The 25,319-nt window shown below is 34.7% G+C and carries 29 protein-coding genes; 13 read left to right on the forward strand and 16 right to left on the reverse strand.

Features of this window, described 5'->3' with window-relative positions; genetic code table 11:
- Nucleotides 1–72 precede the first annotated feature (72 nt).
- Nucleotides 73–501 carry a DUF4268 domain-containing protein gene (locus BBI01_RS06265; RefSeq protein WP_065393815.1) on the reverse strand — a complete coding sequence of 143 codons (429 nt, stop codon included), beginning with the start codon at nucleotides 499–501 and terminating at the stop codon, nucleotides 73–75.
- 141 nt (nucleotides 502–642) lie between these two features.
- Between BBI01_RS06265 and BBI01_RS06270 the strand changes: the two genes are divergently transcribed.
- The 3 genes from BBI01_RS06270 to BBI01_RS06280 all read left to right on the forward strand — a co-directional run bounded on the left by BBI01_RS06270 (nucleotide 643) and on the right by BBI01_RS06280 (nucleotide 2,530).
- Nucleotides 643–1,050 carry an RrF2 family transcriptional regulator gene (locus tag BBI01_RS06270; RefSeq protein ID WP_065393816.1) on the forward strand — a complete coding sequence of 136 codons (408 nt, stop codon included), beginning with the start codon at nucleotides 643–645 and terminating at the stop codon, nucleotides 1,048–1,050.
- Nucleotides 1,051–1,262: 212 nt separating this feature from the next.
- Nucleotides 1,263–2,150, forward strand: a complete 888-nt coding sequence (locus BBI01_RS06275) for a sulfite exporter TauE/SafE family protein (RefSeq protein ID WP_065393817.1) — start codon at nucleotides 1,263–1,265, stop codon at nucleotides 2,148–2,150.
- An 89-nt stretch (nucleotides 2,151–2,239) separates the two neighbouring features.
- Nucleotides 2,240–2,530 (forward strand): putative quinol monooxygenase, encoded by a 291-nt coding sequence (locus tag BBI01_RS06280; protein WP_065393818.1) that lies wholly within the window; start codon nucleotides 2,240–2,242, stop codon nucleotides 2,528–2,530.
- A 73-nt stretch (nucleotides 2,531–2,603) separates the two neighbouring features.
- Here the strand turns inward: BBI01_RS06280 and BBI01_RS06285 are convergent, their stop codons facing one another.
- Nucleotides 2,604–3,914, reverse strand: a complete 1,311-nt coding sequence (locus BBI01_RS06285; protein WP_065393819.1) for a T9SS type A sorting domain-containing protein — start codon at nucleotides 3,912–3,914, stop codon at nucleotides 2,604–2,606.
- A 184-nt stretch (nucleotides 3,915–4,098) separates the two neighbouring features.
- Nucleotides 4,099–4,911, reverse strand: coding sequence for a T9SS type A sorting domain-containing protein (locus BBI01_RS06290; RefSeq protein WP_065393820.1), 813 nt, complete (start codon nucleotides 4,909–4,911; stop codon nucleotides 4,099–4,101).
- Nucleotides 4,912–5,006: 95 nt separating this feature from the next.
- Here BBI01_RS06290 and BBI01_RS06295 point away from each other — a divergent pair, with 95 nt between their 5' ends.
- The 9 genes from BBI01_RS06295 (at nucleotide 5,007) to BBI01_RS06340 (ending at nucleotide 14,532) form a co-directional block, all read left to right on the forward strand.
- Nucleotides 5,007–7,121, forward strand: coding sequence for a TonB-dependent receptor plug domain-containing protein (locus BBI01_RS06295; RefSeq protein WP_065393821.1), 2,115 nt, complete (start codon nucleotides 5,007–5,009; stop codon nucleotides 7,119–7,121).
- Between the two features lie 13 nt (nucleotides 7,122–7,134).
- Nucleotides 7,135–8,265 (forward strand): HmuY family protein, encoded by a 1,131-nt coding sequence (locus tag BBI01_RS06300; protein WP_065393822.1) that lies wholly within the window; start codon nucleotides 7,135–7,137, stop codon nucleotides 8,263–8,265.
- A 21-nt stretch (nucleotides 8,266–8,286) separates the two neighbouring features.
- A complete protein-coding gene (locus tag BBI01_RS06305; protein WP_065393823.1) occupies nucleotides 8,287–9,165 on the forward strand; it encodes a heme/hemin ABC transporter substrate-binding protein in 879 nt (292 codons plus the stop codon).
- Nucleotides 9,149–10,189, forward strand: coding sequence for a FecCD family ABC transporter permease (locus tag BBI01_RS06310; protein ID WP_065393824.1), 1,041 nt, complete (start codon nucleotides 9,149–9,151; stop codon nucleotides 10,187–10,189). The genes BBI01_RS06305 and BBI01_RS06310 overlap by 17 nt, the downstream gene beginning before the upstream one ends.
- On the forward strand, nucleotides 10,189–10,962 hold the full coding sequence (locus BBI01_RS06315) for a heme ABC transporter ATP-binding protein (protein ID WP_065393825.1): 774 nt from the start codon (nucleotides 10,189–10,191) through the stop codon (nucleotides 10,960–10,962). The genes BBI01_RS06310 and BBI01_RS06315 overlap by 1 nt, the downstream gene beginning before the upstream one ends.
- Before the next feature lie 2 nt (nucleotides 10,963–10,964).
- Entirely contained in the window at nucleotides 10,965–11,615 is a 651-nt protein-coding gene (locus tag BBI01_RS06320; protein ID WP_065393826.1) for a class I SAM-dependent methyltransferase, read from the forward strand.
- Nucleotides 11,616–11,619: 4 nt separating this feature from the next.
- Nucleotides 11,620–12,648, forward strand: coding sequence for a hemin-degrading factor (locus BBI01_RS06325; RefSeq protein WP_065393827.1), 1,029 nt, complete (start codon nucleotides 11,620–11,622; stop codon nucleotides 12,646–12,648).
- 131 nt (nucleotides 12,649–12,779) lie between these two features.
- Nucleotides 12,780–13,652, forward strand: a complete 873-nt coding sequence (locus BBI01_RS06330) for a ChaN family lipoprotein (RefSeq protein ID WP_065393828.1) — start codon at nucleotides 12,780–12,782, stop codon at nucleotides 13,650–13,652.
- 250 nt (nucleotides 13,653–13,902) lie between these two features.
- Nucleotides 13,903–14,532: a peptide deformylase gene (locus BBI01_RS06340; protein WP_065393830.1), complete on the forward strand. Its 630-nt coding sequence runs from the start codon at nucleotides 13,903–13,905 to the stop codon at nucleotides 14,530–14,532.
- Nucleotides 14,533–14,744: 212 nt separating this feature from the next.
- Here the strand turns inward: BBI01_RS06340 and BBI01_RS06345 are convergent, their stop codons facing one another.
- From BBI01_RS06345 to BBI01_RS06360, 4 genes are all read right to left on the reverse strand, one after another.
- Nucleotides 14,745–15,338 carry a hypothetical protein gene (locus BBI01_RS06345; protein WP_065393831.1) on the reverse strand — a complete coding sequence of 198 codons (594 nt, stop codon included), beginning with the start codon at nucleotides 15,336–15,338 and terminating at the stop codon, nucleotides 14,745–14,747.
- Nucleotides 15,339–15,539: 201 nt separating this feature from the next.
- Nucleotides 15,540–15,965: an organic hydroperoxide resistance protein gene (locus tag BBI01_RS06350; protein WP_065393832.1), complete on the reverse strand. Its 426-nt coding sequence runs from the start codon at nucleotides 15,963–15,965 to the stop codon at nucleotides 15,540–15,542.
- The gene (locus tag BBI01_RS06355) at nucleotides 15,966–16,400 is read right to left on the reverse strand and encodes a MarR family winged helix-turn-helix transcriptional regulator (protein WP_065393833.1); all 435 of its coding nucleotides are present in this window, start codon (nucleotides 16,398–16,400) and stop codon (nucleotides 15,966–15,968) included.
- Nucleotides 16,401–16,430: 30 nt separating this feature from the next.
- On the reverse strand, nucleotides 16,431–17,063 hold the full coding sequence (locus BBI01_RS06360; RefSeq protein WP_065393834.1) for an NAD(P)H-dependent oxidoreductase: 633 nt from the start codon (nucleotides 17,061–17,063) through the stop codon (nucleotides 16,431–16,433).
- Between the two features lie 325 nt (nucleotides 17,064–17,388).
- On the opposite strand from BBI01_RS06360, the gene BBI01_RS06365 reads away from it, so the two are divergent.
- Nucleotides 17,389–18,141, forward strand: a complete 753-nt coding sequence (locus BBI01_RS06365; RefSeq protein ID WP_065393835.1) for an SDR family oxidoreductase — start codon at nucleotides 17,389–17,391, stop codon at nucleotides 18,139–18,141.
- A gap of 14 nt (nucleotides 18,142–18,155) precedes the next feature.
- On the opposite strand, the gene BBI01_RS06370 is transcribed toward BBI01_RS06365, so the two are convergent.
- The 9 genes from BBI01_RS06370 to trpC all read right to left on the reverse strand — a co-directional run bounded on the left by BBI01_RS06370 (nucleotide 18,156) and on the right by trpC (nucleotide 25,302).
- Complete coding sequence (locus BBI01_RS06370) at nucleotides 18,156–18,467, reverse strand: hypothetical protein (RefSeq protein WP_065393836.1); 312 nt, start codon at nucleotides 18,465–18,467, stop codon at nucleotides 18,156–18,158.
- Between the two features lie 69 nt (nucleotides 18,468–18,536).
- Nucleotides 18,537–19,496 (reverse strand): protein-glutamine glutaminase, encoded by a 960-nt coding sequence (locus BBI01_RS06375; RefSeq protein ID WP_123862099.1) that lies wholly within the window; start codon nucleotides 19,494–19,496, stop codon nucleotides 18,537–18,539.
- A 343-nt stretch (nucleotides 19,497–19,839) separates the two neighbouring features.
- The gene (lipB, locus tag BBI01_RS06380) at nucleotides 19,840–20,568 is read right to left on the reverse strand and encodes a lipoyl(octanoyl) transferase LipB (RefSeq protein WP_065393838.1); all 729 of its coding nucleotides are present in this window, start codon (nucleotides 20,566–20,568) and stop codon (nucleotides 19,840–19,842) included.
- A gap of 31 nt (nucleotides 20,569–20,599) precedes the next feature.
- Nucleotides 20,600–21,334 carry a tryptophan synthase subunit alpha gene (gene trpA / locus BBI01_RS06385; RefSeq protein ID WP_065393839.1) on the reverse strand — a complete coding sequence of 245 codons (735 nt, stop codon included), beginning with the start codon at nucleotides 21,332–21,334 and terminating at the stop codon, nucleotides 20,600–20,602.
- Nucleotides 21,335–21,392: 58 nt separating this feature from the next.
- Nucleotides 21,393–22,571 carry a tryptophan synthase subunit beta gene (gene trpB, locus BBI01_RS06390; RefSeq protein ID WP_065393840.1) on the reverse strand — a complete coding sequence of 393 codons (1,179 nt, stop codon included), beginning with the start codon at nucleotides 22,569–22,571 and terminating at the stop codon, nucleotides 21,393–21,395.
- A gap of 4 nt (nucleotides 22,572–22,575) precedes the next feature.
- Nucleotides 22,576–23,121, reverse strand: coding sequence for a GNAT family N-acetyltransferase (locus BBI01_RS06395; protein WP_065393841.1), 546 nt, complete (start codon nucleotides 23,119–23,121; stop codon nucleotides 22,576–22,578).
- Nucleotides 23,122–23,254: 133 nt separating this feature from the next.
- The gene (tnpA, locus tag BBI01_RS06400; protein WP_065393842.1) at nucleotides 23,255–23,707 is read right to left on the reverse strand and encodes an IS200/IS605 family transposase; all 453 of its coding nucleotides are present in this window, start codon (nucleotides 23,705–23,707) and stop codon (nucleotides 23,255–23,257) included.
- Nucleotides 23,708–23,785: 78 nt separating this feature from the next.
- Nucleotides 23,786–24,490, reverse strand: a complete 705-nt coding sequence (locus BBI01_RS06405) for a phosphoribosylanthranilate isomerase (RefSeq protein WP_065393843.1) — start codon at nucleotides 24,488–24,490, stop codon at nucleotides 23,786–23,788.
- 38 nt (nucleotides 24,491–24,528) lie between these two features.
- Complete coding sequence (trpC, locus tag BBI01_RS06410) at nucleotides 24,529–25,302, reverse strand: indole-3-glycerol phosphate synthase TrpC (RefSeq protein ID WP_065393844.1); 774 nt, start codon at nucleotides 25,300–25,302, stop codon at nucleotides 24,529–24,531.
- Between the last annotated feature and the right edge of the window lie 17 nt (nucleotides 25,303–25,319).

A 25,319-nucleotide genomic window follows, 5' to 3' on the forward strand; every position in this document is an offset into this window, starting at 1 on the left:
GGTTGAAGCAAAGATAGTCTTTCTTTTTTATCTTAGCCTAAAGTGAAAAACGGTATTTATTTCGTAAATATTTTATATGTCCTTTATAAAATCCTCATATTCGTAATAAAATCTTTCAAAACCGTCCATTTTGTCCACAAAGAATTCAAAAATTTCCTGCCATGTATTTTTGTTAAATACTGAAACACTGTGTTTTTCAACCCAAATCCGGCTGATTACCTTGCCATTTTCAAGGGTAAAGTGCTCTTCCTTCTGAAAATCTCCGATAAAATCTTTTAAAATATCTTCCAGAGACCAAATTTTTTCATAGTAAGCATTACGGAAAACTTCATCTTTCATTTCGATGTCTAGAGAAACTTCTGCTTTTTTATTGTCTGCAGAGAATTTAAATGCCATATCCTTTACCTTGGTATCGTACAGGATCCATTTTCTTGGGAATGATTTTCCAAAAGCTGTCCAAAATTCCTTTTTTAATTGCTGCGCTTCTTGTTTACTGAACATAGGGCAAACATAATGATTTAATAGGAAAAAGGCAAAATTGTAGCAGGGCAAAAAAGTTAAAATGATGATGGATGCATCGGCAAATTTCCAATTTTACCTTTTACATTAAACATATTAAACAATTTTCTTATTTTTGCCGTAATGCTTTCAAAAAAATCTCAATATGCGTTTAAGGCACTTTCATATCTTGTAGAAAAAAGAAATGAAGGTCCGGTTCTTATTTCCGAAATTGCGGAACATAAAAAGATACCTTTAAAGTTTTTGGAAAATATTCTGCTTGAACTGAAAAAAGCAGAGATCCTGGATAGTAAAAAAGGAAAGGGTGGAGGATATTTTCTTAAAGAAAATCCTGAAAATGTAAAACTTGCAAAAATTATCAGACTTGTAAACGGTCCCATTGCAATGCTTCCATGTGTAAGTCTTAACTTTTATGAAAAATGTGACGACTGTAACGAGGATCACTGCGGGCTGCATGATGTCCTCATTGAAGTTCGGGATGCATCACTGAATATTTTAGAGAAGAAAACTTTAATGGATCTGGTCGACTGACCCGGTCCTTTTTTTTGAATTATTAGTCTACTTTTTTGGTAGGATAATATTTTTATTGGATATTTGTAAGACTTCAAATGATTAGACTATGATTTCAAAAGAAGATACATTGATAGCAAAACATGCTGCTGTAGGGAAGAGATGGAGACGTTCTGTTGTTCTGAATACATATAAAAGCGATAACCAAATTGTTCAATTGATAATTCTATAGTATGGTTATTACAAGAAAGATTCAAATAAGGCTCAATGTATTTTTTGTTACACTCGCATTGCTGTCGATTACATTTTTTTCGATGTATGAATTGGGATATTTAGATGAGCTGTTGAATATTCTCGCGAAAGACAATTATATATTTTATTGGATGCTGCTGGTGGGAGTTCTTGCTGAAATTGTAGCAGGATCAATGGGAATGGGGTATGGTGTGATCTGTACAACAACGCTTATGTTCCTGAATATTCCGCCTCATATTGTAAGTGCAAGTATTCATTCTGCGGAAAGCTTTACAACGGCGGCGGGAAGTGTAAGTCATATTAAACTTAAGAATGTAAGTAAAAGTCTGGTGAAGAAACTTGCTGTTCCGGCTGTGATCGGTGCTATTATCGGAGCTGTCAGTCTTACCTATCTTGGTGAATATTATGCTAAGATTACTAAGACAATTATTGCTTTTTATACTTTATATCTTGGATTTCAGATTCTCTCTAACGCTTTTAAAGAGAAACAAAGCAAAGCGTTGAAGAGAAAAACGAATCTTACAAGATTGGGTGTGATCGGAGGTTTTATAGATTCTTTTGCAGGAGGAGGCTGGGGACCATTAGTTACCGGAACATTGATTAAAAATGCCTTTACTCCAAGATTTGCTGTCGGAAGTTCTACTGTCGCAAAATTCATTCTGACGATTACAGCTGCAGTTACTTTCTTCTTTACTTTAGGAATTCAGCACTGGAATATCATTCTTGGGCTTCTGATCGGGGGAATTATTACGGCTCCGTTTTCAGCAATGCTTACTGCAAAGCTTCCGGTGAAAAAAATGTTTCTGGTAATTGGAATTCTGGTGATTGTAATGAGTTCTATAACTATTTATAAATCAGTGTTGAGTTAAAAAATATAGGTTCATATTGAAAAATAAACAGATCAAAAATATATTTGGTTTTGAAAATATTTTACTTTTACATCACTAAATATTAGAACATGAATTTACATATCATTGCACTTTTTAAGTTTAATGAAAACTATCTGATGGAAGCGGTAGAGCTTTTTCAAAACCTGGTAAAGGAAACGAGAAAAGAAGAAGGTTGTCTGCAATATGATCTTATCGAGGATAAAGATAATAAAGGCACTTTTTTTTTGATTGAACTTTGGGAAAGCGTTGATCACCATAACAGACACAACGGACAGGATCATTTATTGGATTTCCGTAAGGATGCTTCCAAGATGATGGAAAGCACTGTGGAAGTATATAAAGGATTTAAGATCTACTAAAATAAAAAAGGCGGTTTCAGTATTCTGAAGACCGCCTTTTATTAGAAAAAATAGAAAGTATTTAGAGTAAATATTATTTTACAATAAGTTTTTTAGTTTCTGTACTTCCGCCATAGGTGATTTTTACCATATAATTTCCTGAAGGAAGGTGAGAAAGGTTCATATCCTGTCTGTAGAATCCAGTTTGATTTGTTAATTCAGCGGAGTGTACTTTTTTTCCGGTAAGATCATATACCTCTACATTCCCTTTATTGCTTGCTTTTTCTTTAACATCAAATAAAACAGTTACTTTTTTATCAGCTGTAGTAGGGTTCGGATAAATTCCGAAAGAAGCTTTTTTACTTACCTCAGTGATTCCCAGAGATCCGGTAAGTTTTTTATACTTGAAGTACATATTTCCTGTTTGGGTTCCTTCATTGGAAACGAAATACATTCTGTAATAATCTGATCCTTGCTTGATATAATAAACAGCATCAGAATATACTCCCGAAGTAGGCTTCCATGAGTGCCCGATTGTTGTAATGTTGCTTGAGAATGTCGCAGGGATATTACCTGTTGCTGCTGCCTGGGTTTCCGGTCTTACTTTAGCTACCGTAATATTAGGACCCTGGATAACACCTGACATTCTGTATTTCATTGTTTGTGGATTCCCTTGCTGATCAACATAAGGATAATCTGTGAAATATCTGGTAAACATTAAGTTCCATGAATTTTTTGAAGGCTCCATATTAGGAACTTTTTCTCCTGTATCAAATGAGAAATAATTGAAGAAAGCATCATCACTTCCGTTTGATAACGTTCTGGTTTCCGTAGCTCCCCATGCTGTTCCGTTCCACTTAGAATACTTAAATGTATAGCCTCCATAAGCATCTTCAATAGCAAACTTTACATAAGCTCCTGAGGCGTATTTTAAAACAAAGATCGCTTTCCCGGTAATGTGGTGATTAACAGGGTTGTAAACTCCCCATCCTGTAGAAGGAGTATTAGGATTAGGTCCTGTAATAGGTCCCTGTTCAAATGCTCCCTGGCTCCAATCATTAATTTGATCAGGATTATAAAGAGGTTCACCCCATGAAGCTTCATTGCTGATGTTAATATTATCCCATTCAGCTAAGCTTGTAGCAGCAGTATATACTTCAATATTTTTAGCATCATTGATTCTTGTTCCAACTGCATAAATAGAATTTCTGTAGAAAGCAACATCCCATGTATTTGCAGGTTGAGAAATTATATTTCCGTCTGCAAAATTAAAGAATACACGATTCTGATATCCATTCCCCATCGATAAGTTTGCCTGTGTGTATCCTAATGCATCTGTCTGTGCTAAAGCTGTTTGTTGAACAGTAAGAGCAAACATTGATGCCAATAATAGTTTTGTTTTCATAACTTATTTTTTAATTCATTATTTAGAATGATTCCACAAAAGTATATATTTATTTTTAATCATTCTAAATAAAAACATGATTTTTATCGTGTTTTAAAACTTAGTAGGGAAGTTTAGAGTAAAATAAAAGCCGAAAGAAATGCATCTTCCGGCTTTATAAAGGTGAATAATAGTCTAATAAACCTTATTTCTTAATGAATTTTGATTGAATGGTTTTCCCATCAGCAGTTTCTATCATGATAAAATAAACACCAGTTTTCAGATTACTGATATTGAATATCTGTCCGCTAGGTTTTCCTTCCGTTGTTTTCTGACCTGCTGAAGAATAGATTTTAATATTTTTAAGATCTTTCTTAGAAACAAATTCCAGAGAAGTATTATCCGAGTTTACAGCGAATTTAACCTCTTCTTTTGAAAATTTCTTATCATTTACTCCTAATGAAGCAGCTGTATCATACACTACGTCATCAATCTGAATGGCAGTATGAACAGAAGTAGGTGTAAATTTAAATACAATGTAAGATGATGAAGATGCCGGAATGTTTACACTTATATTTTTAATAACTCCGATAGTGGTTACGGTAGCTGGATCTCCTACTGGTACAAATGTAGCCATATCAGTAGGGTTAGAGGCAAGACCTACCTGAATAGTTCCTGTACCAGGAGATGGATCTACCAAAGTTGCATTAAATGTAACGGTCTTATCTCCTGTAGGAGCCTGTATCTGAGGAGAGATTAAATATGATGACCCCGTAGCATTAGTCCCTGAGTAGGACTGAACAGCTCTGTTAGTAGTTCCTGCTACAATCATTCTTGGCGGAACAGGTGGTGGTCCGGGAATCGTTACCATAGGAGCTGTTATTGCAGACCAGCCAAACTGTGGAAAAGTAGTATTTCCAATTGTAAAGTTATCAAAGTTTTCGTGGATTGCAGGCACCTGAGCCTTAGCTGTAAAAGCGGTAAACATCAAAGTTCCTAAAAGTAATTTTAATTTCATAGCTCAATCTTTATTTAGAATTATTATACAAAAATATATATTTATTTTTAATGATTCTAAATAAAAGTTTTATATTTGTCGAAATTTTTACCGTTATGAAGAAGAAAGTGCTTTCCATTCTTTCATTATCCATTGCTTTTTGGATGAATGCACAAGAAAAGGATTCTCTTAATCAAAAGAAAATTGAAGAAGTTGTCATCACGGGGCAATACATGCAGCGATCCATCAACAAATCCATATATAAGGTTGAAGTAATAGATGCTGAACAGATCAAAAACATGGCTGCTACCAATGTGGCTGATGTTTTAAATCAAAGTCTTAACATTCAAATCACTCCAGATACACGTTCAGGAAACTCTACCGCGAATATGATGGGATTAGATGGCAGCTATGTAAAAATCCTTATCGATAATATTCCCGTTGTAGGAGATACAGGTTTAGGAAGTAATATAGATCTTACCAAATTATCTCTGAACAACATCGAAAGAATCGAGATTGTAAAGGGAAGCATGGGAGTAGAATATGGAAACGGTGCACTTGCCGGAGTTATCAATATCATTACCAAGAAAGGAAGTTCAAAAAAGATCAGTGTAAGAGCTTCTTCTCAGGAAGAAACGGTAAGAAATAACTACGACATTAAGAAAAAAGGAAACGGAAGACATATCCAGAATGTAAACTTAGATTATAATATTGATAATAACTGGTTTGCAAATATTAACTTCAACCATAATCAGTTTATGGGCTATGAAGGTGATAAAAAAGGGTATAAATATTTTGAAACTGATCTAAAAAGAGGATATGAATGGAATCCTAAAGACCAATATGATGCTTCTGCATTAATTCGATATACAAAAAACAAAACCTCTTTCTATTATAAGCTTTCTTACCTTAAAGAGAAATTTAATTTCTATAATCCGGAAGTAAACATAGATCCTCTGAATGACGGAAATGGCGGAGCTTTATACAGAGGTTATGATAGAGAATATAATACGAGCAGATGGATTCATCAGTTCAATATCCAGACAAATCTGGGGCATATTCAGTATATGGGAGATTTTTCTTACCAGAACCAGGATAGAAAGTTTTATGATTATAATTATGACATTCCCAACAGATCTGTTTTAGATAAAGAAGAAGAACGATCTTACTACAAAACAAATGTCTTCTATTCAAGAGGGATGTTCAGTAATTTCCTTGATAGTAAAACTTTTGATTTTCAACTAGGATACGAACTTGACTATACGGATGGTTATGCTTCTTTGATTGCTGGAAAATTTTTCCAGAAAGCGATCAACAGAACACTTTTTACATACTCGAACTTTATTTCAGGAGAATGGAATATTTCCGATAAATTCTCAGTAAGACCCGGAGCCAGACTTTCAGTGAGTGAAAAATTCAATAATCAGTTTAATTATTCACTTTCTGCAAGATATAAAACCTCTGAAAATTCCAATTTAAGACTTGTTGCAGGTACAGCAAATCGTTTTCCGACTTATGAGGAGCTTTATACATTTTTTGTAAATCTTAACCATGACATTCAAGGAAACCCTGATTTGACACCTGAGAAAGGTTTCTCTACAGGGGCATTCTGGGATCAGAGTTTTGTAACGGGTAATGATTGGAAGATCGCATATAGCGTAAGTGGTTTATACCTTGATGTACGTGATAAAATAGAGATGATGCTGATAAAAGAGCCTTCTACATATCAGTTCAGGAATATGGACAAATACAGAAATATGTTGTTCTCTGCCAATGTAGATTTCAAAAAAGATCAGTTTGGACTTTCCTTAAGAAGTGCTTTGGGAGGAACTTCGGTATCAATGAACTCAATGAACCATACTTCACCTACTGATTATCAGTTCCAGTTTCAGGCAGGAGCTGCAGCCAACTATAAGCTGAGGAATCCGGGAACTGCATTTGCTCTTTACTATAAATATACAGGACCAGGAAGATTATATGTTTTTGAAAATGAACAAAATGGATTTAAGCTTGGTAGAACAGACGGTTTTCATATGATGGATTTCATTGTAAGTCAGCCATTCTGGAAAGATCATCTGGAACTTTCAGCCGGAGTGAAAAATATCTTTGATGTTACCAGTATCAATTCTACGGCTATGAAGGCAGATGCTCATGCTACTACTGCTCCTACAGGTATCGTGAATTTATACTATGGCAGAAGCTACTTTGCCAGATTAACCTTTCAATTTTAAATAATAAATTACTATGAAGTATTTAAAAATATTCTCTATCCTTTCCGTAATGCTAGCTGCGCAATCTTGTGTTTCTGCTGACGAGGATAAAGTTCCGGCACCACCTATCGCCGGTTCTTCGGTGGATGTTCCGGTGGGAGGAGCTACTGAACCGAATCAGGTTTGGATTGACCTGAGTGATATGGTAAAAGACGAGAAAGAACCCAGAAAAACGATTAATAAACGAACAGACTGGAGTCTTGGTTTCTATACCGGTGACGATTTCAGAGTTATCATGAACGGATCTCTTGCCATGACGGTAATCAAAATACCTAATGCTACAGATATCAGTAAAGTAAAAGAATCGGATATTACCAATTTGAAGGAAATTGCTCAGGTAGGAACATTTGATCCTGAAAACATGAAGTATGTTGACAACCCGAACGGTAATTTCTTGACACAGACCACAGGAATTGACCCTATTAAAGAAAACGATGCTGACAATCCTATTTATCTGATTAATTTAGGAAGAGAAATTCCAGCTGTTTCCAATATCGGTCCAGGTTCAGTGTCTTTGTCCGGAGATATTATAGGATGGAAAAAAGTTCAGATTCTGAGAGCTACTAATGGATATAAAATCCGTTACGCTGATGTAAAAGACGGAAGCAAAATTGAAGAATATATCATTGCTAAAGATCCCGAATATAATTTTGCCTTTTTCAATCTTAAAACAGGAATGCCTGCAAAGATCCACCCTAAGAAAAAGAGTTGGGATATTGGATTTACAACATTCACCAATGAAGTATTTATGGGACCTACAACGAGTGCCGGAAGTTACTTCTATGCAGATTTTGTAACCATTAATACGCATGAAGGAGTAGGTGCGTATCAGGTAAATGTTACCGGAAATCTTGAACAGGCATATGCCGCATTTAAATTAAAGGATGTTGATCCAGGTAAGTTTGTTTTCAATGATCACAGAGCTATTGGAGATAAATGGAGAACTACTACCGGAACGTCAGATAACCCTGTTCCGTTTATATACTCAGACCGTTTCTTTATTCTGAAAGATACCAATGGCTTTTATTTTAAAGTGAAATTCCGTTCCATGAAAAGTAAAGCAGGAGAACGTGGCTTCACAAGCTTTGACTTCGATCCATTATAATAAATCAAATAATAGTATATCATGAAGAAATTTATCCTTGCAGCTTCTGTTCTTGTAGCAGTGTACTCTTGCAAAAAAGAAGAAGGTGCCAAAAAAGAAAATACAACGGAAGCAACTTCTGAAGCTCCGAAAACTAACAATAAAATCGTTTCCCTAAGCGGTGGAGTTACTGAAATCGTAAGTGCTTTAGGTCACGAAAAAGAAATCGTTGGAACAGACGTTACCAGTACTTACCCTGAAAGCTTAAAAGCAACCGCTAAAGATTTAGGACACGTAAGATCAATGACTATTGAGCCGATCATGGCTGTAAGTCCTACTTTGATTCTTGCTTCAGATAAAGATATCAATCCTGAATTATTAGGAAAAATCAAAACTTCAGGGATTAAAGCAGAAGTTTTCAAGCAGGAATACACGGTTGAAGGAACTAAAAAGTTAATCGAGGACGTTGCAAAAGCAGTAGGAAATACAGATTATCAGAAATTAAACGATAAAATAGACGCAGACCTTAAACAAGTACAGCCACTTGCTAAAAAACCGAAAGTATTGTTCATCTACGCAAGAGGAAATATGCTTATGGTTGCCGGTAAAAATACACCGATGGCTTCATTGATCAACCTTGCAGGAGGAGAAAATGCAGTGAATGATTTTGAAGACTTCAAACCATTAACTCCGGAAGCAGTGGTAAAAGCTAATCCAGATGTACTGTTCTTCTTTGAGACAGGATTACAGGGAGCTGGCGGAAACGAAGGCGCACTTAAAATGCCGGGTGTTTCCCAAACCAATGCCGGGAAAAATAAGAAGATCATCGCGATGGATGGAGGGTTAGTTTCAGGTTTTGGACCGAGACTAGGAGAAGCAGCAGTAGGATTAAACAAACTTTTAATTGAAAACACAAAGTAAACTATACTTTTATCTTACTATAAGTGCCATATTGCTGGTTATTCTGGCTGTTGTGGCACTTTATATTGGCGTTTATGATTTCAATGGTGTCTCGCCGTTTACTGTCTTAAGCCAATTTATTCAAGGTGATCCGAATTTATCGTTAAGTGACCAATATGTAATCTGGGATGTAAGAACCTCCAGAATTATCATGGCAATCCTGATTGGAAGCATGCTTGCTGTTTCAGGTACTACGCTACAAGGTTTGTTTAAAAATCCTTTGGCAACAGGTGAAGCAATTGGTTTAACGTCAGGAGCTACACTTTTAGCAGCATTTGCTATCGTTTTAGGGGGACACTTTAAACAATATCTTCCTGAAATCGTACAGTTTTCATTAGTAGGAATTTCAGCTTTTATTGGAGCTTTACTTGCAATGATGCTGGTGTACAGGATTTCTACAAGCGCAGGAAAAACAAACGTTGTTATGATGCTGCTAAGCGGAGTGGCAATTACTTCCATAGGTTTCTCAATTACGGGATTCCTGATCTATATTTCAAAAGATGAACAGTTGAGAGACCTTTCATTCTGGAATATGGGAAGCCTTGCAGCAGCAACCTGGACCAAGAATATTGTTTTGGTAGTGGTGATGATTATTTCTTACATCGTTTTATTACCAAAGGGAAAAGCTTTGAATGCAATGATGCTAGGAGAAAGAGATGCACAGCATTTAGGAATCAATGTAGAAAGACTTAAAAAGCAGATTGTGATTATCACTTCTCTGATGATAGGAACCTGTGTGGCATTTTCGGGGACGATAGGTTTTGTAGGGCTTATTGTACCTTACATTTTAAGACTTTTATTTAAGTCGAACTATGTTTTTATTTTGCCATTGTCTGCTATTTTAGGAAGCATTTTACTCTTAATTGCAGATACGATCAGCAGAAGTATTGTGGCACCATCCGAACTGCCGATTGGTATTTTAACCTCATTGATCGGAGGACCGATTTTTATTGCTATTTTAATTAAATTTAAAAAATCACTCTAATGATAAAAGCACATCAGATCAATTACCTTCACAGGAATTTTAAAATTCTTGACAGTGTAGACGTATCATTAGGCTATGGAGAGTTTTTAGCAATCGTTGGTCCGAACGGAGCAGGAAAGTCCAGTCTTTTAAGTGTTCTTGCCAATGAAGTAAAAGAAGGAAAAACTAATATTTTATTTAAAGATAAACCTATTGCAGATTGGGATGTAAAAGAATTGTCTCAGCATAAATCCAAATTCTCGCAGCATAATTCCAATGAGATTCCTTTACAGGTAAAAGACGTAGTGATGATGGGAAGGTATCCTTATTTTGATGCACAACCGGGAAAAGAAGATTTTGAAGCCATGAATAATATGATGTATGAAACAGATGTTTTTCACCTGAAAGACAGAGATTACAATACATTATCAGGTGGAGAAAAGCAACGTGTTCATCTGTCAAGAGTAATGGCTCAGCTACAAAATAATATTACTCATAAGCTTGTGTTTTTAGATGAACCTTTAAATAATCTCGATGTAAAACATCAATACAAAGCATTGGAGATTATTAAAAATTTCACCCAAAAAGCCAACAGTGCGATTGTTGTTTTACATGATCTGAACCTTGCAGCTCAATTTGCAGATAAGATACTCTTAATGAAATCAGGAAAAGTATCCGCCTATGGAACACCGGAAGAGGTATTTACAGCCGAAACGATAAGTAAAGCATATAATTTTCCATGTACCATTTGCGGACATCCTATTACGAATAACCCAATGATCATTTTTGGATAACCATGGAAAAAGAAGAACTAAGAATCCTTGCACAAAATCTTGCCAATCCCCAGGGAGAAAAAGGTATAGAAATCGGTGAAATGATGAATGCCACCAACATCGGCATGACGTTAGAAAGTATCAGAACTCTTTTAATAGAAGACGATGAAAAGATCCTTGAAATAGGACATGGGAATGCAGGACATGTGAAGAATATCCTGAATCTTGCCCAAGGTCTGAAATACACAGGAATCGATATCTCAGAAACCATGCACAATGAAGCCAGAAAACTGAATGAAGAATTTAGAGATAAAGCAGATTTTGTATTGTATGAAGGGAAAAAGCTTCCATTTGAAGATGAGACTTTTGATAAAATATTTACCGTAAATACCGTTTACTTCTGGGAAAACCCTGTAGAATTTTTAAATGAAATCTATAGAGTTTTAAAAGATAGCGGGACTTTCGTTCTTACTTTCGGGCAAAGGGATTTCATGGAGAAACTACCGTTTACAGCCTATGATTTTACCTTGTACAACAATGATGAAATGGAAGAAATTGTTTCCAAAAGCCATTTTAAAAGAATGAAAACTTCTGAAAAAGAAGAACAGATAAAAAGCAAAACAGGAAACGAAACAATACAAAGAATTTATACAATTTTAACCATAAAAAAATAAAATAATGAGCATATTAGTTAATGATTTAAAGGAAAAATGGGAAGCTCTGAAAGCAGAAAATCCACACATAAGAATAAGAAATGCAGCCGCACAATTAGGAGTAAGTGAAGCTGAATTATTAGTAACAAGCATAGGAGAGGAAGTCGTGGTTTTGAACCCTGATTTTCCAGAAATTCTTACTGAGGCAGAGCAATTAGGAAAAGTAATGGCTCTTACCCGTAATGATGAATGTGTTCATGAAAGAAAAGGAATCTATCAGAATGGTGATTTCAGCAGCCCACATGCACAGCTTTTCGTAGGGGAGGATATTGATCTTAGAATCTTCCTTAACCATTGGAAATTTGCATTTGCAGTAGTGGAAGGAGATAAGAAAAGCCTTCAGTTCTTCGGTAAAGACGGGTTGGCTTTGCATAAGATCTATTTAACAAAAAATAGTAATGACGAAGCTTTCAATGCAATCGTTGAGAAATTCAAAGCAGAAGATCAGAATCAGACATTCACTTTTGAAGCAGTAGCTCCTAAGCAGGCTGAAAAACCAGATGCAGAAATAGATGTAGAAGGATTCAAAAAAGCATGGACTGAATTAAAAGATACTCACGATTTCTTTATGATGACCAGAAAATTCGGAGTAAGCAGAACTCAGGCTTTAAGATTGGCACCAGAAGGATTTACCAAGAAAATTGATAATTCTAAAGTGGTTAATATCCTTGAAGATGCTTCTGAAAAGAACACGCCGATCATGGTTTTCGTTGGAAACAGAGGGATTATTCAGATTCACACCGGAAATGTAAAGAAAACACTTTGGCACCAGCAATGGTTCAATGTAATGGATCCGGATTTCAACCTTCACTTGGATGTAACGAAAATCGCTGAAGCTTGGATCGTTAAAAAGCCGACAGAAGACGGAGAAGTTACAGCGGTTGAGGTATTCAACAAGGAAGGAGACTTCATTGTTCAGTTCTTCGGAAAAAGAAAGCCGGGAATTCCTGAGCTTCAAGAATGGAAAGATCTTGTGGCAACACTTGATAATTAATAATTAGATGATTTGAATAAGACCGTTTTGTTTGTAAATTCAAAGCGGTCTTTTTTATGGAAAAAGGAGAAATGGTTATTAATGCCAGATATTTATGTAATTTGTGATTAAATTAAATAGTAAGATATAAAATGAAGAATATTTTCATCGCGATATTGCTTGCCGGTTTTTGTTCTTTAAGTGGTCAGGACTTTAAAGCGTATCAATTTTATGATAAAAAGGGAAAAGAAATAAAAACTGATAAATTAGTGAAGGAATTAGCTGATTACGATGTTGTTTTTTTCGGAGAAAATCATAATAGTTCAATCAATCACTGGCTTCAGCTTAAAATTACCGAAGCATTATATGAAAAGAAAAACGGACAGCTTATTCTTGGGGCAGAAATGTTCGAAAGAGACAATCAGGCTCAATTGAACCAGTACTTGAGCGGGAAATTTGATGCAAAAACATTGAAAGATTCAGCCCGTTTATGGAATAATTATGCAACCGATTATAAGCCTTTGGTGGATTTTGCTAAAAACAAAAAATTAAGCTTTATCGCAACCAATATCCCCAGAAGATATGCATCCCAAACAGCAAAAGAGGGGTTGGAATCTCTAAACAGATTAACTGAAAAAGAGAAAACATATATTGCTCAATTACCAATCAAAGTAAGTCTGGAAACTCCCGGATATACTGAAATGAAAGCTATGATGGGAGACCATGCTGAAGGAACAAAAGTGATGAACTTTATTTCTGCGCAGGCAACAAAAGATGCTACAATGGCGGAATCTATTCTGAAAAACATCCAACAAGGAAAGACTTTCATTCATTATAATGGAAACTATCACAGCAAAGAATTTGGTGGAACTTATTGGTATATCAAACAGAAAAACCCGAATCTGAAAATGGCTGTTATTTCTGTTTTTGAATCAGAAGATCCAGAACTGAAAGTCCCTTCAAAAGATTATATTCCTACAGAATTTAATCTGATTATTCCAGGAGATATGACAAAAACCTTTTAATGATTTTGTTCTCACAGAAATTTAAACATAGTTTTATCATTTCGTAAGAATTTCACCAAACTGTTTGATCTTGCGGTGAATAAAATTCAACAAAATGAACATTCTAGAAATAGGATAAAATTCAATAGAAGCGGGCTTTAGCCCGCTTTTTATATTCAAAAAAGTCAATGGCTTTAGCCAAAACCTAAAAAACAACATAATTACCCATCTTTCTTCCACAATTTTTACCTTTGTACTACATTCAATCCATATGAAAAAATTATCCATTCTATTTATATTTGTTGTTGGTTTATTTAATGCCCAAAAACTTACCTCTGGTGAATTATCAATCATTAATCAAGGTGATGTAAACACTGCTTTACCCATTTATCAAACTACAGATGATCACCAACATAAAACCTTGTTGAGCCTTTCCACAGAAATAGATCCTGTAGATCCTCATACAGCAGTTTTGGTAAAAAGAATGAAAGAATCGCTTCTTTCCACAGATGGTGGAGTAGGAATAGCAGCACCACAGGTGGGAATCAATAGAAAAGTAATTTGGGTACAACGTTTCGATAAAGAAGCAACACCTTTAGAATACTTTATTAATCCGGTGATTGTATGGAGATCCGATGTACAGAACCTTGGTCCGGAAGGAGATCTTTCCATTCCTGATTTCAGAGATCAGTTTTACAGAAGCAAAGTGATTCAACTGGAATATGTGGATTTAAAAGGTCAGAAGTACTCAGAAATTGTAGAAGGTTTCACAGCGGTTATTTTTCAGCACGAAATTGATCATCTTTTCGGAATCCTGATTTCTGATAAAAAAGAAAAAGAGAAAAATGATTCTTATAAAAAAATAGATGCTTATCAAAAAAGCAATCTTAATAAACGATAAGTAATTGTTTCATCAAATTGTAAACCGTTAAGGAAATTTAAGAAGTTAAGTTTGATTAAGAGGAAATAAAAGCTTTTTATTAGAAATTAAACTTTGCGTTTTAGAAAACACTAATTTCACGAATGTCAGCACAAATTTCACAAATTAATTGCATTAAATAGATACAATAATCTGTGTTTATTCTATAATTTTAATTAACAATAAGTAGAATGTTATTTTGCTTTTATCAGCTCATACTCATTCATTCTTCGAAAAGTATACAATTGCATTTTATCTTTTTCCATAAAGCTAATAATATTGTATACAGTTGGTCCTTTTAGAGTATCTTTTTTTAAAGCGAAAGAAATGATAAGAGGAGAATTATTGTATGAGTTGAGGATAGCAGGTTTATGTTTTTTCAGAATTTTTGTTATTTCTGAGGTCTTTATTGGTTGAATTCTATCAGTAATTTGATTGCTATTGCTGATATAATCAAGGGAATCCTGTTTTGAAAGCTCTGGTGAAACTCCGCACATTGAAATTTGGGGTTCAAGAGAGTTAATGGCATAATAGGAATTATCTTCATCAAGAATTAAAAAATGAATACTGCCTTGAAAATAATCATTGTTCAGTCTCTTTTCTTCTTTTGGCATCATGGGAATTAAAGAATCGGCTTTAACAGCATTGGATTTTAGGCTGTCTATCTTTTTACTAAATTCAGATACACTGAAATATTCCCTTGAAATGAATTCCTTTTTCTCTTCCTTCTGAGTTCTTGTACAGCTAAAAACGAAAGTCAGAAATACTATATTTATGATAAACTTCATTGAGTGTGTAACTGTTTTAAATTCATAGTTATAATGGATTTTTTCTCATCTACCATTTATATTAGCCCTGTTTCTGCAAGTTACAAAAACTTGTGTGAGAAATATAACCATTTTGTTTCCTATCAATATACATTAGAATACAAAATGATCTGTTTCGAATCCGAAACAGATCATTTCATAAATATGATTAAAAAAATTGGATTAATCGTTGTTCGTTACTGAAAGTTTCACTTCAATATTATTTCTTGTCGCATTAGAATAAGGACAGATCTGGTGTGCTTTTTCAGTTAAACCTTGTGCTTCTTCAATAGAAACTCCCGGAATATTCACATCAAGTTCTACAGCTAATCCAAAGCCTCCGTTTTCAATTTGTCCAATACTTACCTGTGCTGTAACAGTTGTTTCGCCAGTTTTTACTTTTCCTAAACTGATTACTCTGTTCAATGCGCTGTCAAAACATGCAGAATATCCTGCAGCAAAAAGCATTTCCGGATTGGTGAAGTTATCATTTGCTCCCCCTAATGCTTTAGGCATTTTTACTTCAAGGTCTAAAACTCCGTTTTCACTTTTTACATGTCCGTTTCTTCCTCCTGTAGCAGTAACTTTTGTTGTATATAAGGTTTTCATTTATTTTTCAATTTTGTTTAATATTTTGAGGACAGTTTCTTTTAATTCTAACAATTCCTCCGGTTGGATACCGATTTTTTCCTGAATTTTTCCAGGAATTGCACATGCTTTTTTCTGTAGCTCTTTTCCGGCATCAGCTAAAAATACTTCAACCACTCGTTCGTCCTCTTTTTTACGTTTTCTTACTATAAACCCTTTGGTTTCCAGCCTTTTAAGGAGTGGTGTCAATGTTCCACTATCCAGAAATAATTTTTCCCCGATGTGGCTTACCGTAAGTCCGTCACCATTCCATAATATCATCATTACAAGATATTGAGGATAGGTAATCTCCAGTTCATCAAGAAAAGGACGATAAAGCCCTGTGATTTCCTTGGCAATTACATACAATGGGAAACAGATTTGGTTTTCTAGTTTTGGGGTATTTGAATTTTCCATAAGTTTGAGTACGAAAGATTCGTGAAGGTATTACTTTTTAATGATAAACTCATCCATTGGAATACGGACTTTTTTCATAGAAGACAGCCAGTCATTAGCGTCATCACGGTATCCAAGGTATAAAAGACTTACACTTTTTAATCCTAGCTCTTTTAAACCAAGTACTTCATCTACTACTGCATTACTGAATCCTTCTGCCGGTGTGCTGTCAATTTTAAGTTCAGCCGCTTGTGCAAGGGCAATTCCTAAAGCAATATATGTCTGGCGTGCTGTATGTGCAAAATGTTCCTCTGGAGTTTGCGCTCCGTACATTTCTTTAATTTTATCAGTGTAGCTACCGAAACGTCCTCTTGGAAGATCTCTTACATCAGTATGATAATCATATACTTTGTCGATTTTCTCATTAGAGTAACTATCCCACGCTGCAAAAACCAAAACATGAGAAGAATCTCTCATTACTTCAGGATTTAAAGCTCCGGCAACCATTTTTTCTTTCAATTCCTGATTTTCCACTACAATAACGCGGAAAGGCTGTAATCCTGATGAAGTGGGAGCCAGTCTTGCTGCTTCAAGAATTTTATTTAAATCTTCTGTTGATACTTTTTTTGTCGGATCGTATGCTTTTACCGCATGTCTCCAGTTTAAATTTTCTATTAATGACATTTTCTTTTGGTTTTTAAATTAAACTACTTCCGTCATTTTATTGATTTTGAAAAAGATTCAATCGAAATGACATTGCAAATATACAATAATTTATATTGTGTGCAATTTAATTTTAAAAAATTTTATTGATGCCAATTTTATTAAGTATAAAAAACGAGGATAATAAACTGTGAAAATCTTTCTGTTGGTGGGTAAATAACAGCTTTTTTGGTTTTAAAATATTTATAAAAAAATAATCAAGCTTTGAATGAACTTCCACACGATTCGGATTTTTTTGGAGGAGTGTTATTTCAATCTTTGTAATAGAATTTAAAAACAAGAAACAATGCAGAAATTTAAAAACAAAACAGCTTTGATTACAGGAGGAACCAATGGAATGGGGTTTGCGACAGCGCAACGATTTATTGAAGAAGGTGGAATTGCAATTATTACAGGAAGAAGTGAAAAAACTGTTAATAATGCTTTAGAGAAATTAGGGGATAGAGCATATGGAATAGTATCTGATTCTGGGAGGATGAAAGATCTGATGAATCTGCGAGAAGAAATTATGAAATATACGGAAGAGATAGATGTAATCTTTGCCAATGCTGGTTATGGAAAATTTGCTTCTATTGAACAGGTGGGAGAAGAACAATTCGATGAACTCTTTAATGTATTGGTAAAAGGACCTTTTTTTACGGTTCAACAAATATTGCCACTCATGAAAAGAGGAAGTTCAATAATCTTCAATACATCTGTTGCTACAGAAATAGCAATGCACAATTTCTCAGTGTATTCAGCAGCAAAATCCGCGGTACAGTCTTTCATTAAAACATTTACATTAGAGCTTACGGAAAGAGGAATCCGCGTGAATGGAATAAGTCCGGGACATATTAAAACCAATATTTTTAATAATACAGGCTTAACGCAGGAGCAAATTGAAGGTGCTGTTCAGGATATTATCCCTACAATTCCTTTTAAAAGACAGGGCGAACCTGCTGAAATTGCTAATGTTGTATTATTTCTTGCTTCCGAAGATGCCTCTTATATCCACGGTGCGGAAATTAAAGTAGATGCTGGAATATCTGTGATAAGATAAAATTTGAATAAAGATTATTTCACCTCATTGATCTCTTTGATGATATTGGTTTTGCTTTCAACGCCTATATTATAGGTTTTTCCTTTTTTGAAGCTTAGATCAACCTTTTCCATCATTGTTTTATAATCCGGAGATTTTTTTGAAATATAAAATACCTGCGCACTTATTCCAATGGCTACACGTACAACTTCTTCCGGTTTATCAGGATCTTCAAGGATATTGTTGATGGTAGCATTATTATACCAGATGAGTTTCTGAGACTCAGAGTTGGATGAACAGGATGTGATCATGGTGAACAGTAATAATAAATAGGTCCAGGCTTTCATAATAGAAAATTATTAGGTAAAAAGCTCCTGCAATATATGAATAAATGCAGGAGCTATATAAAAAGTTAGTTAGAATCCACAATGTGCTGTACTAGGTACCGGCGCTGAACAGCCTGATAGTGCTGAGAATGCCGTTAATGTACAGTTGGTATTTACCAGATTGTTATCATATAATAAGGACCCTGATGTACTTCTGTAATATACATTTCCAGGTGTATTGGCATAAGAAGAAACAGAAGTAGAACCACACGTAGAGTTGGTACATGCTGCTCTCCATGCTGTATCCGTGATAGGACCAGCTGAATTTAATGAAGGATCTATAATTCTTTTTTCCACGACTCCGGAAGCATTTTTGAAGCTTACAAGAATCGCAACGTGATATACCCATGATACACAACAAGTACCAGTAGAAGCTCTTAAATTACCATATACGAATTGCTTTTCACATTCATATCCGGCATTGTTCAGAATTTGTCTCATTTTGTGAGCTCTTGCATAGCATCCGTCTACAGGATATCTGAAAGTGATGCAAGGTGAAGATGCTGTAGTAGTTCCACAGGATTGGTTTTTAATTTGAGTAAATAAACTGTTTAAAGTTGCCACATCAGGAATAACACTCGCAAGTCTGTTAGCAGCTCCTTTTTCAGTTTTTACCTCTTTTGTAAGGGTAGACTTAAAGAAGCGAACGTCTTCCATGGAAGGACTTTCCACTTTTGCAATCTCATTGGAATTACCTTTAAGGGAAATACGAACAGGAGATTCATTTTTTACAGCCTCGCTGATCATGGAAATAAAGACTTCATTTTCCTTTGTATCTTTAATCATATAAGGCTGAGCCGAAAGAATAAAGGAAACTCTAAATTGATCACCTTCTTTATCAATCCCAACCGGAACAGTTCGTCCAAAGTCTTTCATTACAATTTCCTTTGATTCGGAATTTACGACTTCCTGATTAGCACTTGATTCTGAACAGGAATTAATAGATAGTACTGATACAAATACCATCAGGGATAGCAAAATTTTTTTCATAGTTTTTAATATTTTGGTGGTTATGATTTTACTCTAAACAGTAAATTCTTATTCACTATTTAGTGATATTAAAATTATGAAAAAATAAAACATATGCAAGGAATTTTGCAAAAAAATAATAATTGATATGTTAAAATTGTGAAATTTTATTTCAAATAAAAGCAGTAGATGTAACGATTATATGTCATTATTCTGTCTGTTAATGATTTTTCTGAAAGCTCCTTTTCAAAAAGCTTGTCAAATTTATTAAGAGATAATTTTTTATCGTCAATGAATTATGGATAAAAAATATCCCTATGCATCATTATTACAGATACATAGGGAAAGTATGTTTTGTTTGGGTTTATTTGTAGATCAGTTCAGCCTGAAAAACATCAGCAAAATGCTTTCTGATTTTGCCTTTTATATCTTCCATTTCTTCAGGAGTCAATTCTCTTTCAAGTTCTCTTTTTAAGGAAGTAACCTGTTTATCTTTGATTCCACACGGAATAATGTATTCAAAATAACGCATATCAGTATTGATATTTAAAGCAAAACCGTGTAAAGTAACCCATCGGGAAGCTTTCACACCCATTGCACAGATTTTTCTGGCATAAGGTTTACCTACATCCAGCCATACACCTGTTTCTCCTGGGGAACGTTCTCCTTTAAGACCATATTCACCAATCGTTCTGATGATTACTTCTTCCAGATTCCTCATATATAAATGAATGTCCGTAAAGAAATTTTCAAGATCAAGAACAGGATACCCTACGATCTGCCCAAAGCCGTGATAGGTAATATCTCCACCACGATTAGTTTTTACATAGGTAGCCTCAAGTTCTTTTAATTTATCAATTCCGGCAAGCATATTCTCTTCATGACCACTTTTTCCAAGAGTGTACACGTGTGGGTGTTCTACAAAAAGAAGGTGGTTGGGAGTCGTAATATGTTCTTCTGCAGGTAAGTCTCTGTTTTTTATCTTGGTGTCAATAATATCCTTCATCAGTTTTTCCTGATAATCCCAAGCGGGCTGATATTCTTTGATGCCTAAATCTTCAAATTCTACTGCTTTATTTTGATTTGTATTCATTTCAATTTTTGATATACAAATTTAGTGATTTTTACCCTTTTATGGAATGGATAAAATCTATGGCATTTTTCTTCCAATCTTTATCCTGAAGAAGAACGTTTACAAAAGCAGTTCCAATGATTCCGCCGTCTGCTTTTTCAGTCACATTTTCAAAATCTTCTTTTGATTTGATCCCGAATCCTATCATGACAGGATTTTTAAGAGGAAGGTCTGCTAACCTGGACAGATAATTTTCGTTTTTCAAAACTGTATTTTCATTTCCGGTAGTAGAAGAGGAACTTACTGCATAAAGGAAACCTGAGCTTAAAGAATCCAGATATTGTATCCTTTCATCCGAAGTTTCCGGAGTCACTAAAAATGTGAAATTAAGATTGTATTGTTTCAGGATCTGCTGATAATTTTTTTCAAATTCAATAGGAGGAAGGTCAGGAAGAATTAATCCCGAAACACCACTTTCCGAACATTCTCTGCAGAATTTTTCAAATCCAAAACTTAATACAGGATTGATATATCCCATCAGAATAATAGGAACATTGATTTTATCTTTAACTGTTTTTAATTGTGAGAATAGTTTTTCAATGGTCATTCCGTTGTGTAATGCCAGTTCGTGTGCCTTTTGAATTATAGGTCCGTCTGCTACAGGATCAGAATAAGGCATTCCGATCTCAATCATATCTGCTCCGGAATCCTGAATCAGTTGTATAATGTCTGCAGTATCTTCCAGTTGTGGAATTCCTGCGGTGAAATATATATTTAGCTTTTTCATTTTGTATTAAATTAATGATGTGAAAAATCGTTTTAAAATCATTTTCTAACGATACTTTTTACAGATTTTTCAAATAGGTTTCCATATCCTTATCGCCACGACCACTCAGACAGATCACTACCACATCGTCTTCGTTGAATGTTTTTTTATCTAAAACAGCAAGTGCATGTGAACTTTCCAAGGCAGGAATGATTCCTTCCAGTTTCGTTAATTCAAAAGCACATTTTAAAGCTTCATCATCATTGATACTGAAAAACTCAGCTCTTTTTTCCTTAAATAAATGAGCATGGAACGGTCCTATTCCCGGGTAATCTAATCCGGCAGAAATAGAATGTGGCTCAATCACCTGTCCGTCTTCAGTTTGCATCACAAGGCTTTTACTTCCGTGAAGAACGCCCAATGTTCCTAAGAAAGTAGTTGCGGCAGATTTTCCGGAATCTACTCCTAAACCACCGGCTTCCGCAGCAATGATTTTTACATCTTTTTCTTCTACAAAATGATAGAATGTTCCGGCAGCATTACTTCCGCCACCTACACAGGCAATCACATAATCAGGATTTTCTCTCCCGATTTTCTCGTTTAGCTGTTCTTTGATCTCTTTTGAAATAATACTTTGAAATCGTGCCACAAGATCCGGGAAAGGATGAGGTCCTACCACGCTACCAATCACATAATGAGTAGTAATCGGATTGTTTATCCAATCTCTTAAAGCTTCATTCACAGCATCTTTTAATGTCTTCGAACCTGAAGTAGCAGCAATAACTTCTGCCCCAAGCATTTTCATTCTTGCTACATTGGGAGCCTGTCTCTGGATATCAATTTCTCCCATATAAACGATGCACTCCAAACCAAGTAATGCGCATGCCGTTGCAGTGGCAACTCCATGTTGTCCGGCGCCGGTTTCAGCGATGATTCTTGTTTTTCCAAGGCGCTTTGCCAGAAGTACTTGCCCTAATGCGTTATTAATTTTATGAGCACCCGTATGATTCAGGTCTTCACGTTTTAAATAGATCTGAGTATTGTATTTTTGACTTAGATTTTTAGCGAAATAGAGTGGAGTAGCTCTACCTACATAGTTGGTAAGAAGATCCTGATATTCACTCTGAAAATCTTCAGACTCTATGATTTCAAGATAGTTCTTTTGTAATTCCTCTACATTCGGATAAAGCATTTCGGGGATAAAAGCACCTCCAAATTCTCCATAATATCCATGTTCATCAGGGTTTTTATAATTCATTTCTTTATTCTTTAGTAATTAAATAAGCATTATTTTCAGTACTCAGCGTACTCAGTTGTTCTTTTTTCTCTTGTGAGATATAAAATAGTAAAATATCATCGTCTTCAGCATTGATCCATTCAGAACCAGCATTTTCTTTGATTGATTTTGCCTTGTCAAATAATATTTCCACATCACATTTTTCATAAAACGGACGAAGGTTTTCATGACAAAACCCTATAGTTTCCCTATTCCTTTGGGTAACATTTTCTTTAAAATACTGAACCAGCAGAGCTCCGTATCCTTTTTTCTTTTGAGCAGCCACTAACCCAACTGCTTCTGCATAAGCATATGGTTTCCCGGAAATTTCCAACGTAAAGTCAAAATTAAGACGAATAACAGCCAGAATGTTTTGCTGAAGATCTACAAGAAAATGAAATTCCGAATCTTTAAAAAATGTACGGAAAAAGGCAGATTTCATCGTATTCCATGCAGAAATGTCCCAAAGCTGAAGGATATGTTCTATTTCCTGTTCTGTTAATTCATTGGTTTGTTTTATCTGATATTTCATGATTGGTATTTATAATCAAAGTTAACAAAGAGTCCCAAAGGGACGATTTATCTATAGGAAAGGATGGAATCCTTTCTTTCAATGTTATCAACGTTATCAATGTATCAATAACGTATCAATATATTCCATAATATCAATCCCATAAAAATTTTTCATCATAATCCATTTGATGTTTTTCCAGCATTCCAATAAATTCATTTTTAAAATCCTGTTTTTGATGATGTTGGCGTTGATTTTTAATATATTTTGTCACAATATAAACATCCTTTTCACCCACAGAAAACGCACCATAACCATCCTGCCAAAAGAAATTTTCGTATTTCTTACCTTTTGTTTTGATCCATTTTGAAGAATGTGCCTTTATTTCCTGAACCAATTTCATTAATGCAATCTTCCTGGACAGTCTACAAAGAATATGAATATGATTGTCTGTTCCTCCGATCTGTAATGCATAGCTTTCGAAATCTTTACATAATTTGGCGATGTAGGCATACAATTCTTTTTCTATGTTTTCATCGATAAAATCATTCCTGTATTTTGTACTGAATACAATATGGATGTAATTTTTGACTAATGATTGCGGCATTTGTGTTTTTTTGTGGTTTGTATTTATATTGATGAATGGTTTATCATTAATATTAATTGGAATATTTCCAATTCTAGGTTAAAACGTCCCGTTGGGACTCATTGGGATGATTGTTTTGAATGTTTTTATTTTATCTATATTTTTATCACCTGGAGCTGTTTCAAATTTTGAATTGATGTCTAGCGCGAAAGGTTTTTGGCGCAATGATTCAATATTTTTGATATTCTCTTCTGAAATGCCTCCACTTAGAAAATAGGGTAGTGGGATTTCAAACTCATTTAATAAATTCCAGTCAAACTGTTGTCCCGTTCCTCCAAATGCCTTGCTGTCTGTGTCAAATAGATAATAGTCAATAGGTTGTATATTACAGTTTGTTGTTTGAGTGAAAATCTGTTCTATTTTCTCTCTGTTCTCACTCATTTCATTCCCGATTCTGATGACCTTGATTATTTTAACATCAGAAGATAATCTTTCTCTTAGGTCATTGATAAATTTATCATCTTCATCACCATGTAACTGAATAAAATTGAGCTTTCCCTTTTTTGCCGTCTCCACAATTTTTTCTGCCGTTTCATTGACAAAAACGCCCACTTTTCCCTGATGATCAATCTTTGAAATATGGTCAAGACTCAAATGGTTCAAAACGTATCTCGGCGATTTTTGGTAGAAGATAAAACCTAGAAAATTTACTTTCATGGAAATCAATTCCTGAATTTGTTCTGGATTGGTTAAACCACAGACTTTGAGTTCAGGGAAAATATTATTTGTTGGTTGCTCATTCATAGATATTGATTTGTACTAGTTCAGAGATCAATTCATTTTCAGATTGATAAAGAAAACTCTTCAAATGCTTTTGCCGGATTAGGATTTCTCATGAAATATTCTCCCATCAGAAAACCGTCAAATCCTTTTTCCTTCAAAAAATGAAAATCTTCAAGAGCATAAATTCCACTTTCTGCCACGGATAAAGTATCTTTTGGAAGCTGATCTTTCAACTGAACGGAATGTTGTAAATCCACTTTAAAATCTTTCAGGTTTCTATTGTTTATTCCTACTAAATCAATTTCTGAATTAAAATGTTTCAGTTCTTCTTCTGTGTGAATTTCCAATAGAACTTCCATATCCAGTTGATGGGCAAGTTCTGTAAATTCCTGAACCTGATTAGGAGAAAGACATGCTGCAATCAGTAAAATAACATCTGCACCTATACTTTTAGCTTCATAAAACTGGTATTCATCAATCATAAAATCTTTTCTCAGAATAGGAATATTAATATGATTTCTTACCTTTAAAATATCTTCAAAACTTCCTCCGAAGAAGTCTTTATCTGTCAGAATAGAAATTCCGCTCGCACCAAAACCTTCATAAGCTGAAGCAATTTCCAAAGGCTGAACATTGTTATTAATGATTCCTTTTGATGGAGATTGTCTCTTGAATTCAGCAATGATCCCGCTTTTATTTTTAATGGATTCTTTTAATGAATAATTTTTCCTTTCAAATAGCTCAGAACTTTTCAATTGCTCAAGAGAAGTATGTGACTTTGAAACTGCAATTTCTTCTCTTTTTCTTTCAATAATTTTATCTAGTATATTCATTTTCTGTGTTTTGAATG

This window comes from Chryseobacterium artocarpi (assembly GCF_001684975.1).
Taxonomy (GTDB): Bacteria; Bacteroidota; Bacteroidia; order Flavobacteriales; family Weeksellaceae; genus Chryseobacterium; species Chryseobacterium artocarpi.

What these genes read in the sequence shown, in the direction of transcription:
- BBI01_RS06265 (WP_065393815.1), bottom strand. Translation starts at nt 501, where the DNA reads ATGTTCAGTAAACAAGAAGCGCAGCAATTAAAAAAGGAATTTTGGACA.
- BBI01_RS06270 (WP_065393816.1), top strand. Translation starts at nt 643, where the DNA reads ATGCTTTCAAAAAAATCTCAATATGCGTTTAAGGCACTTTCATATCTT.
- BBI01_RS06275 (WP_065393817.1), top strand. Translation starts at nt 1,263, where the DNA reads ATGGTTATTACAAGAAAGATTCAAATAAGGCTCAATGTATTTTTTGTT.
- BBI01_RS06280 (WP_065393818.1), top strand. Translation starts at nt 2,240, where the DNA reads ATGAATTTACATATCATTGCACTTTTTAAGTTTAATGAAAACTATCTG.
- BBI01_RS06285 (WP_065393819.1), bottom strand. Translation starts at nt 3,914, where the DNA reads ATGAAAACAAAACTATTATTGGCATCAATGTTTGCTCTTACTGTTCAA.
- BBI01_RS06290 (WP_065393820.1), bottom strand. Translation starts at nt 4,911, where the DNA reads ATGAAATTAAAATTACTTTTAGGAACTTTGATGTTTACCGCTTTTACA.
- BBI01_RS06295 (WP_065393821.1), top strand. Translation starts at nt 5,007, where the DNA reads ATGAAGAAGAAAGTGCTTTCCATTCTTTCATTATCCATTGCTTTTTGG.
- BBI01_RS06300 (WP_065393822.1), top strand. Translation starts at nt 7,135, where the DNA reads ATGAAGTATTTAAAAATATTCTCTATCCTTTCCGTAATGCTAGCTGCG.
- BBI01_RS06305 (WP_065393823.1), top strand. Translation starts at nt 8,287, where the DNA reads ATGAAGAAATTTATCCTTGCAGCTTCTGTTCTTGTAGCAGTGTACTCT.
- BBI01_RS06315 (WP_065393825.1), top strand. Translation starts at nt 10,189, where the DNA reads ATGATAAAAGCACATCAGATCAATTACCTTCACAGGAATTTTAAAATT.
- BBI01_RS06320 (WP_065393826.1), top strand. Translation starts at nt 10,965, where the DNA reads ATGGAAAAAGAAGAACTAAGAATCCTTGCACAAAATCTTGCCAATCCC.
- BBI01_RS06325 (WP_065393827.1), top strand. Translation starts at nt 11,620, where the DNA reads ATGAGCATATTAGTTAATGATTTAAAGGAAAAATGGGAAGCTCTGAAA.
- BBI01_RS06330 (WP_065393828.1), top strand. Translation starts at nt 12,780, where the DNA reads ATGAAGAATATTTTCATCGCGATATTGCTTGCCGGTTTTTGTTCTTTA.
- BBI01_RS06340 (WP_065393830.1), top strand. Translation starts at nt 13,903, where the DNA reads ATGAAAAAATTATCCATTCTATTTATATTTGTTGTTGGTTTATTTAAT.
- BBI01_RS06345 (WP_065393831.1), bottom strand. Translation starts at nt 15,338, where the DNA reads ATGAAGTTTATCATAAATATAGTATTTCTGACTTTCGTTTTTAGCTGT.
- BBI01_RS06350 (WP_065393832.1), bottom strand. Translation starts at nt 15,965, where the DNA reads ATGAAAACCTTATATACAACAAAAGTTACTGCTACAGGAGGAAGAAAC.
- BBI01_RS06355 (WP_065393833.1), bottom strand. Translation starts at nt 16,400, where the DNA reads ATGGAAAATTCAAATACCCCAAAACTAGAAAACCAAATCTGTTTCCCA.
- BBI01_RS06360 (WP_065393834.1), bottom strand. Translation starts at nt 17,063, where the DNA reads ATGTCATTAATAGAAAATTTAAACTGGAGACATGCGGTAAAAGCATAC.
- BBI01_RS06365 (WP_065393835.1), top strand. Translation starts at nt 17,389, where the DNA reads ATGCAGAAATTTAAAAACAAAACAGCTTTGATTACAGGAGGAACCAAT.
- BBI01_RS06370 (WP_065393836.1), bottom strand. Translation starts at nt 18,467, where the DNA reads ATGAAAGCCTGGACCTATTTATTATTACTGTTCACCATGATCACATCC.
- BBI01_RS06375 (WP_123862099.1), bottom strand. Translation starts at nt 19,496, where the DNA reads ATGAAAAAAATTTTGCTATCCCTGATGGTATTTGTATCAGTACTATCT.
- lipB (WP_065393838.1), bottom strand. Translation starts at nt 20,568, where the DNA reads ATGAATACAAATCAAAATAAAGCAGTAGAATTTGAAGATTTAGGCATC.
- trpA (WP_065393839.1), bottom strand. Translation starts at nt 21,334, where the DNA reads ATGAAAAAGCTAAATATATATTTCACCGCAGGAATTCCACAACTGGAA.
- trpB (WP_065393840.1), bottom strand. Translation starts at nt 22,571, where the DNA reads ATGAATTATAAAAACCCTGATGAACATGGATATTATGGAGAATTTGGA.
- BBI01_RS06395 (WP_065393841.1), bottom strand. Translation starts at nt 23,121, where the DNA reads ATGAAATATCAGATAAAACAAACCAATGAATTAACAGAACAGGAAATA.
- tnpA (WP_065393842.1), bottom strand. Translation starts at nt 23,707, where the DNA reads ATGCCGCAATCATTAGTCAAAAATTACATCCATATTGTATTCAGTACA.
- BBI01_RS06405 (WP_065393843.1), bottom strand. Translation starts at nt 24,490, where the DNA reads ATGAATGAGCAACCAACAAATAATATTTTCCCTGAACTCAAAGTCTGT.
- trpC (WP_065393844.1), bottom strand. Translation starts at nt 25,302, where the DNA reads ATGAATATACTAGATAAAATTATTGAAAGAAAAAGAGAAGAAATTGCA.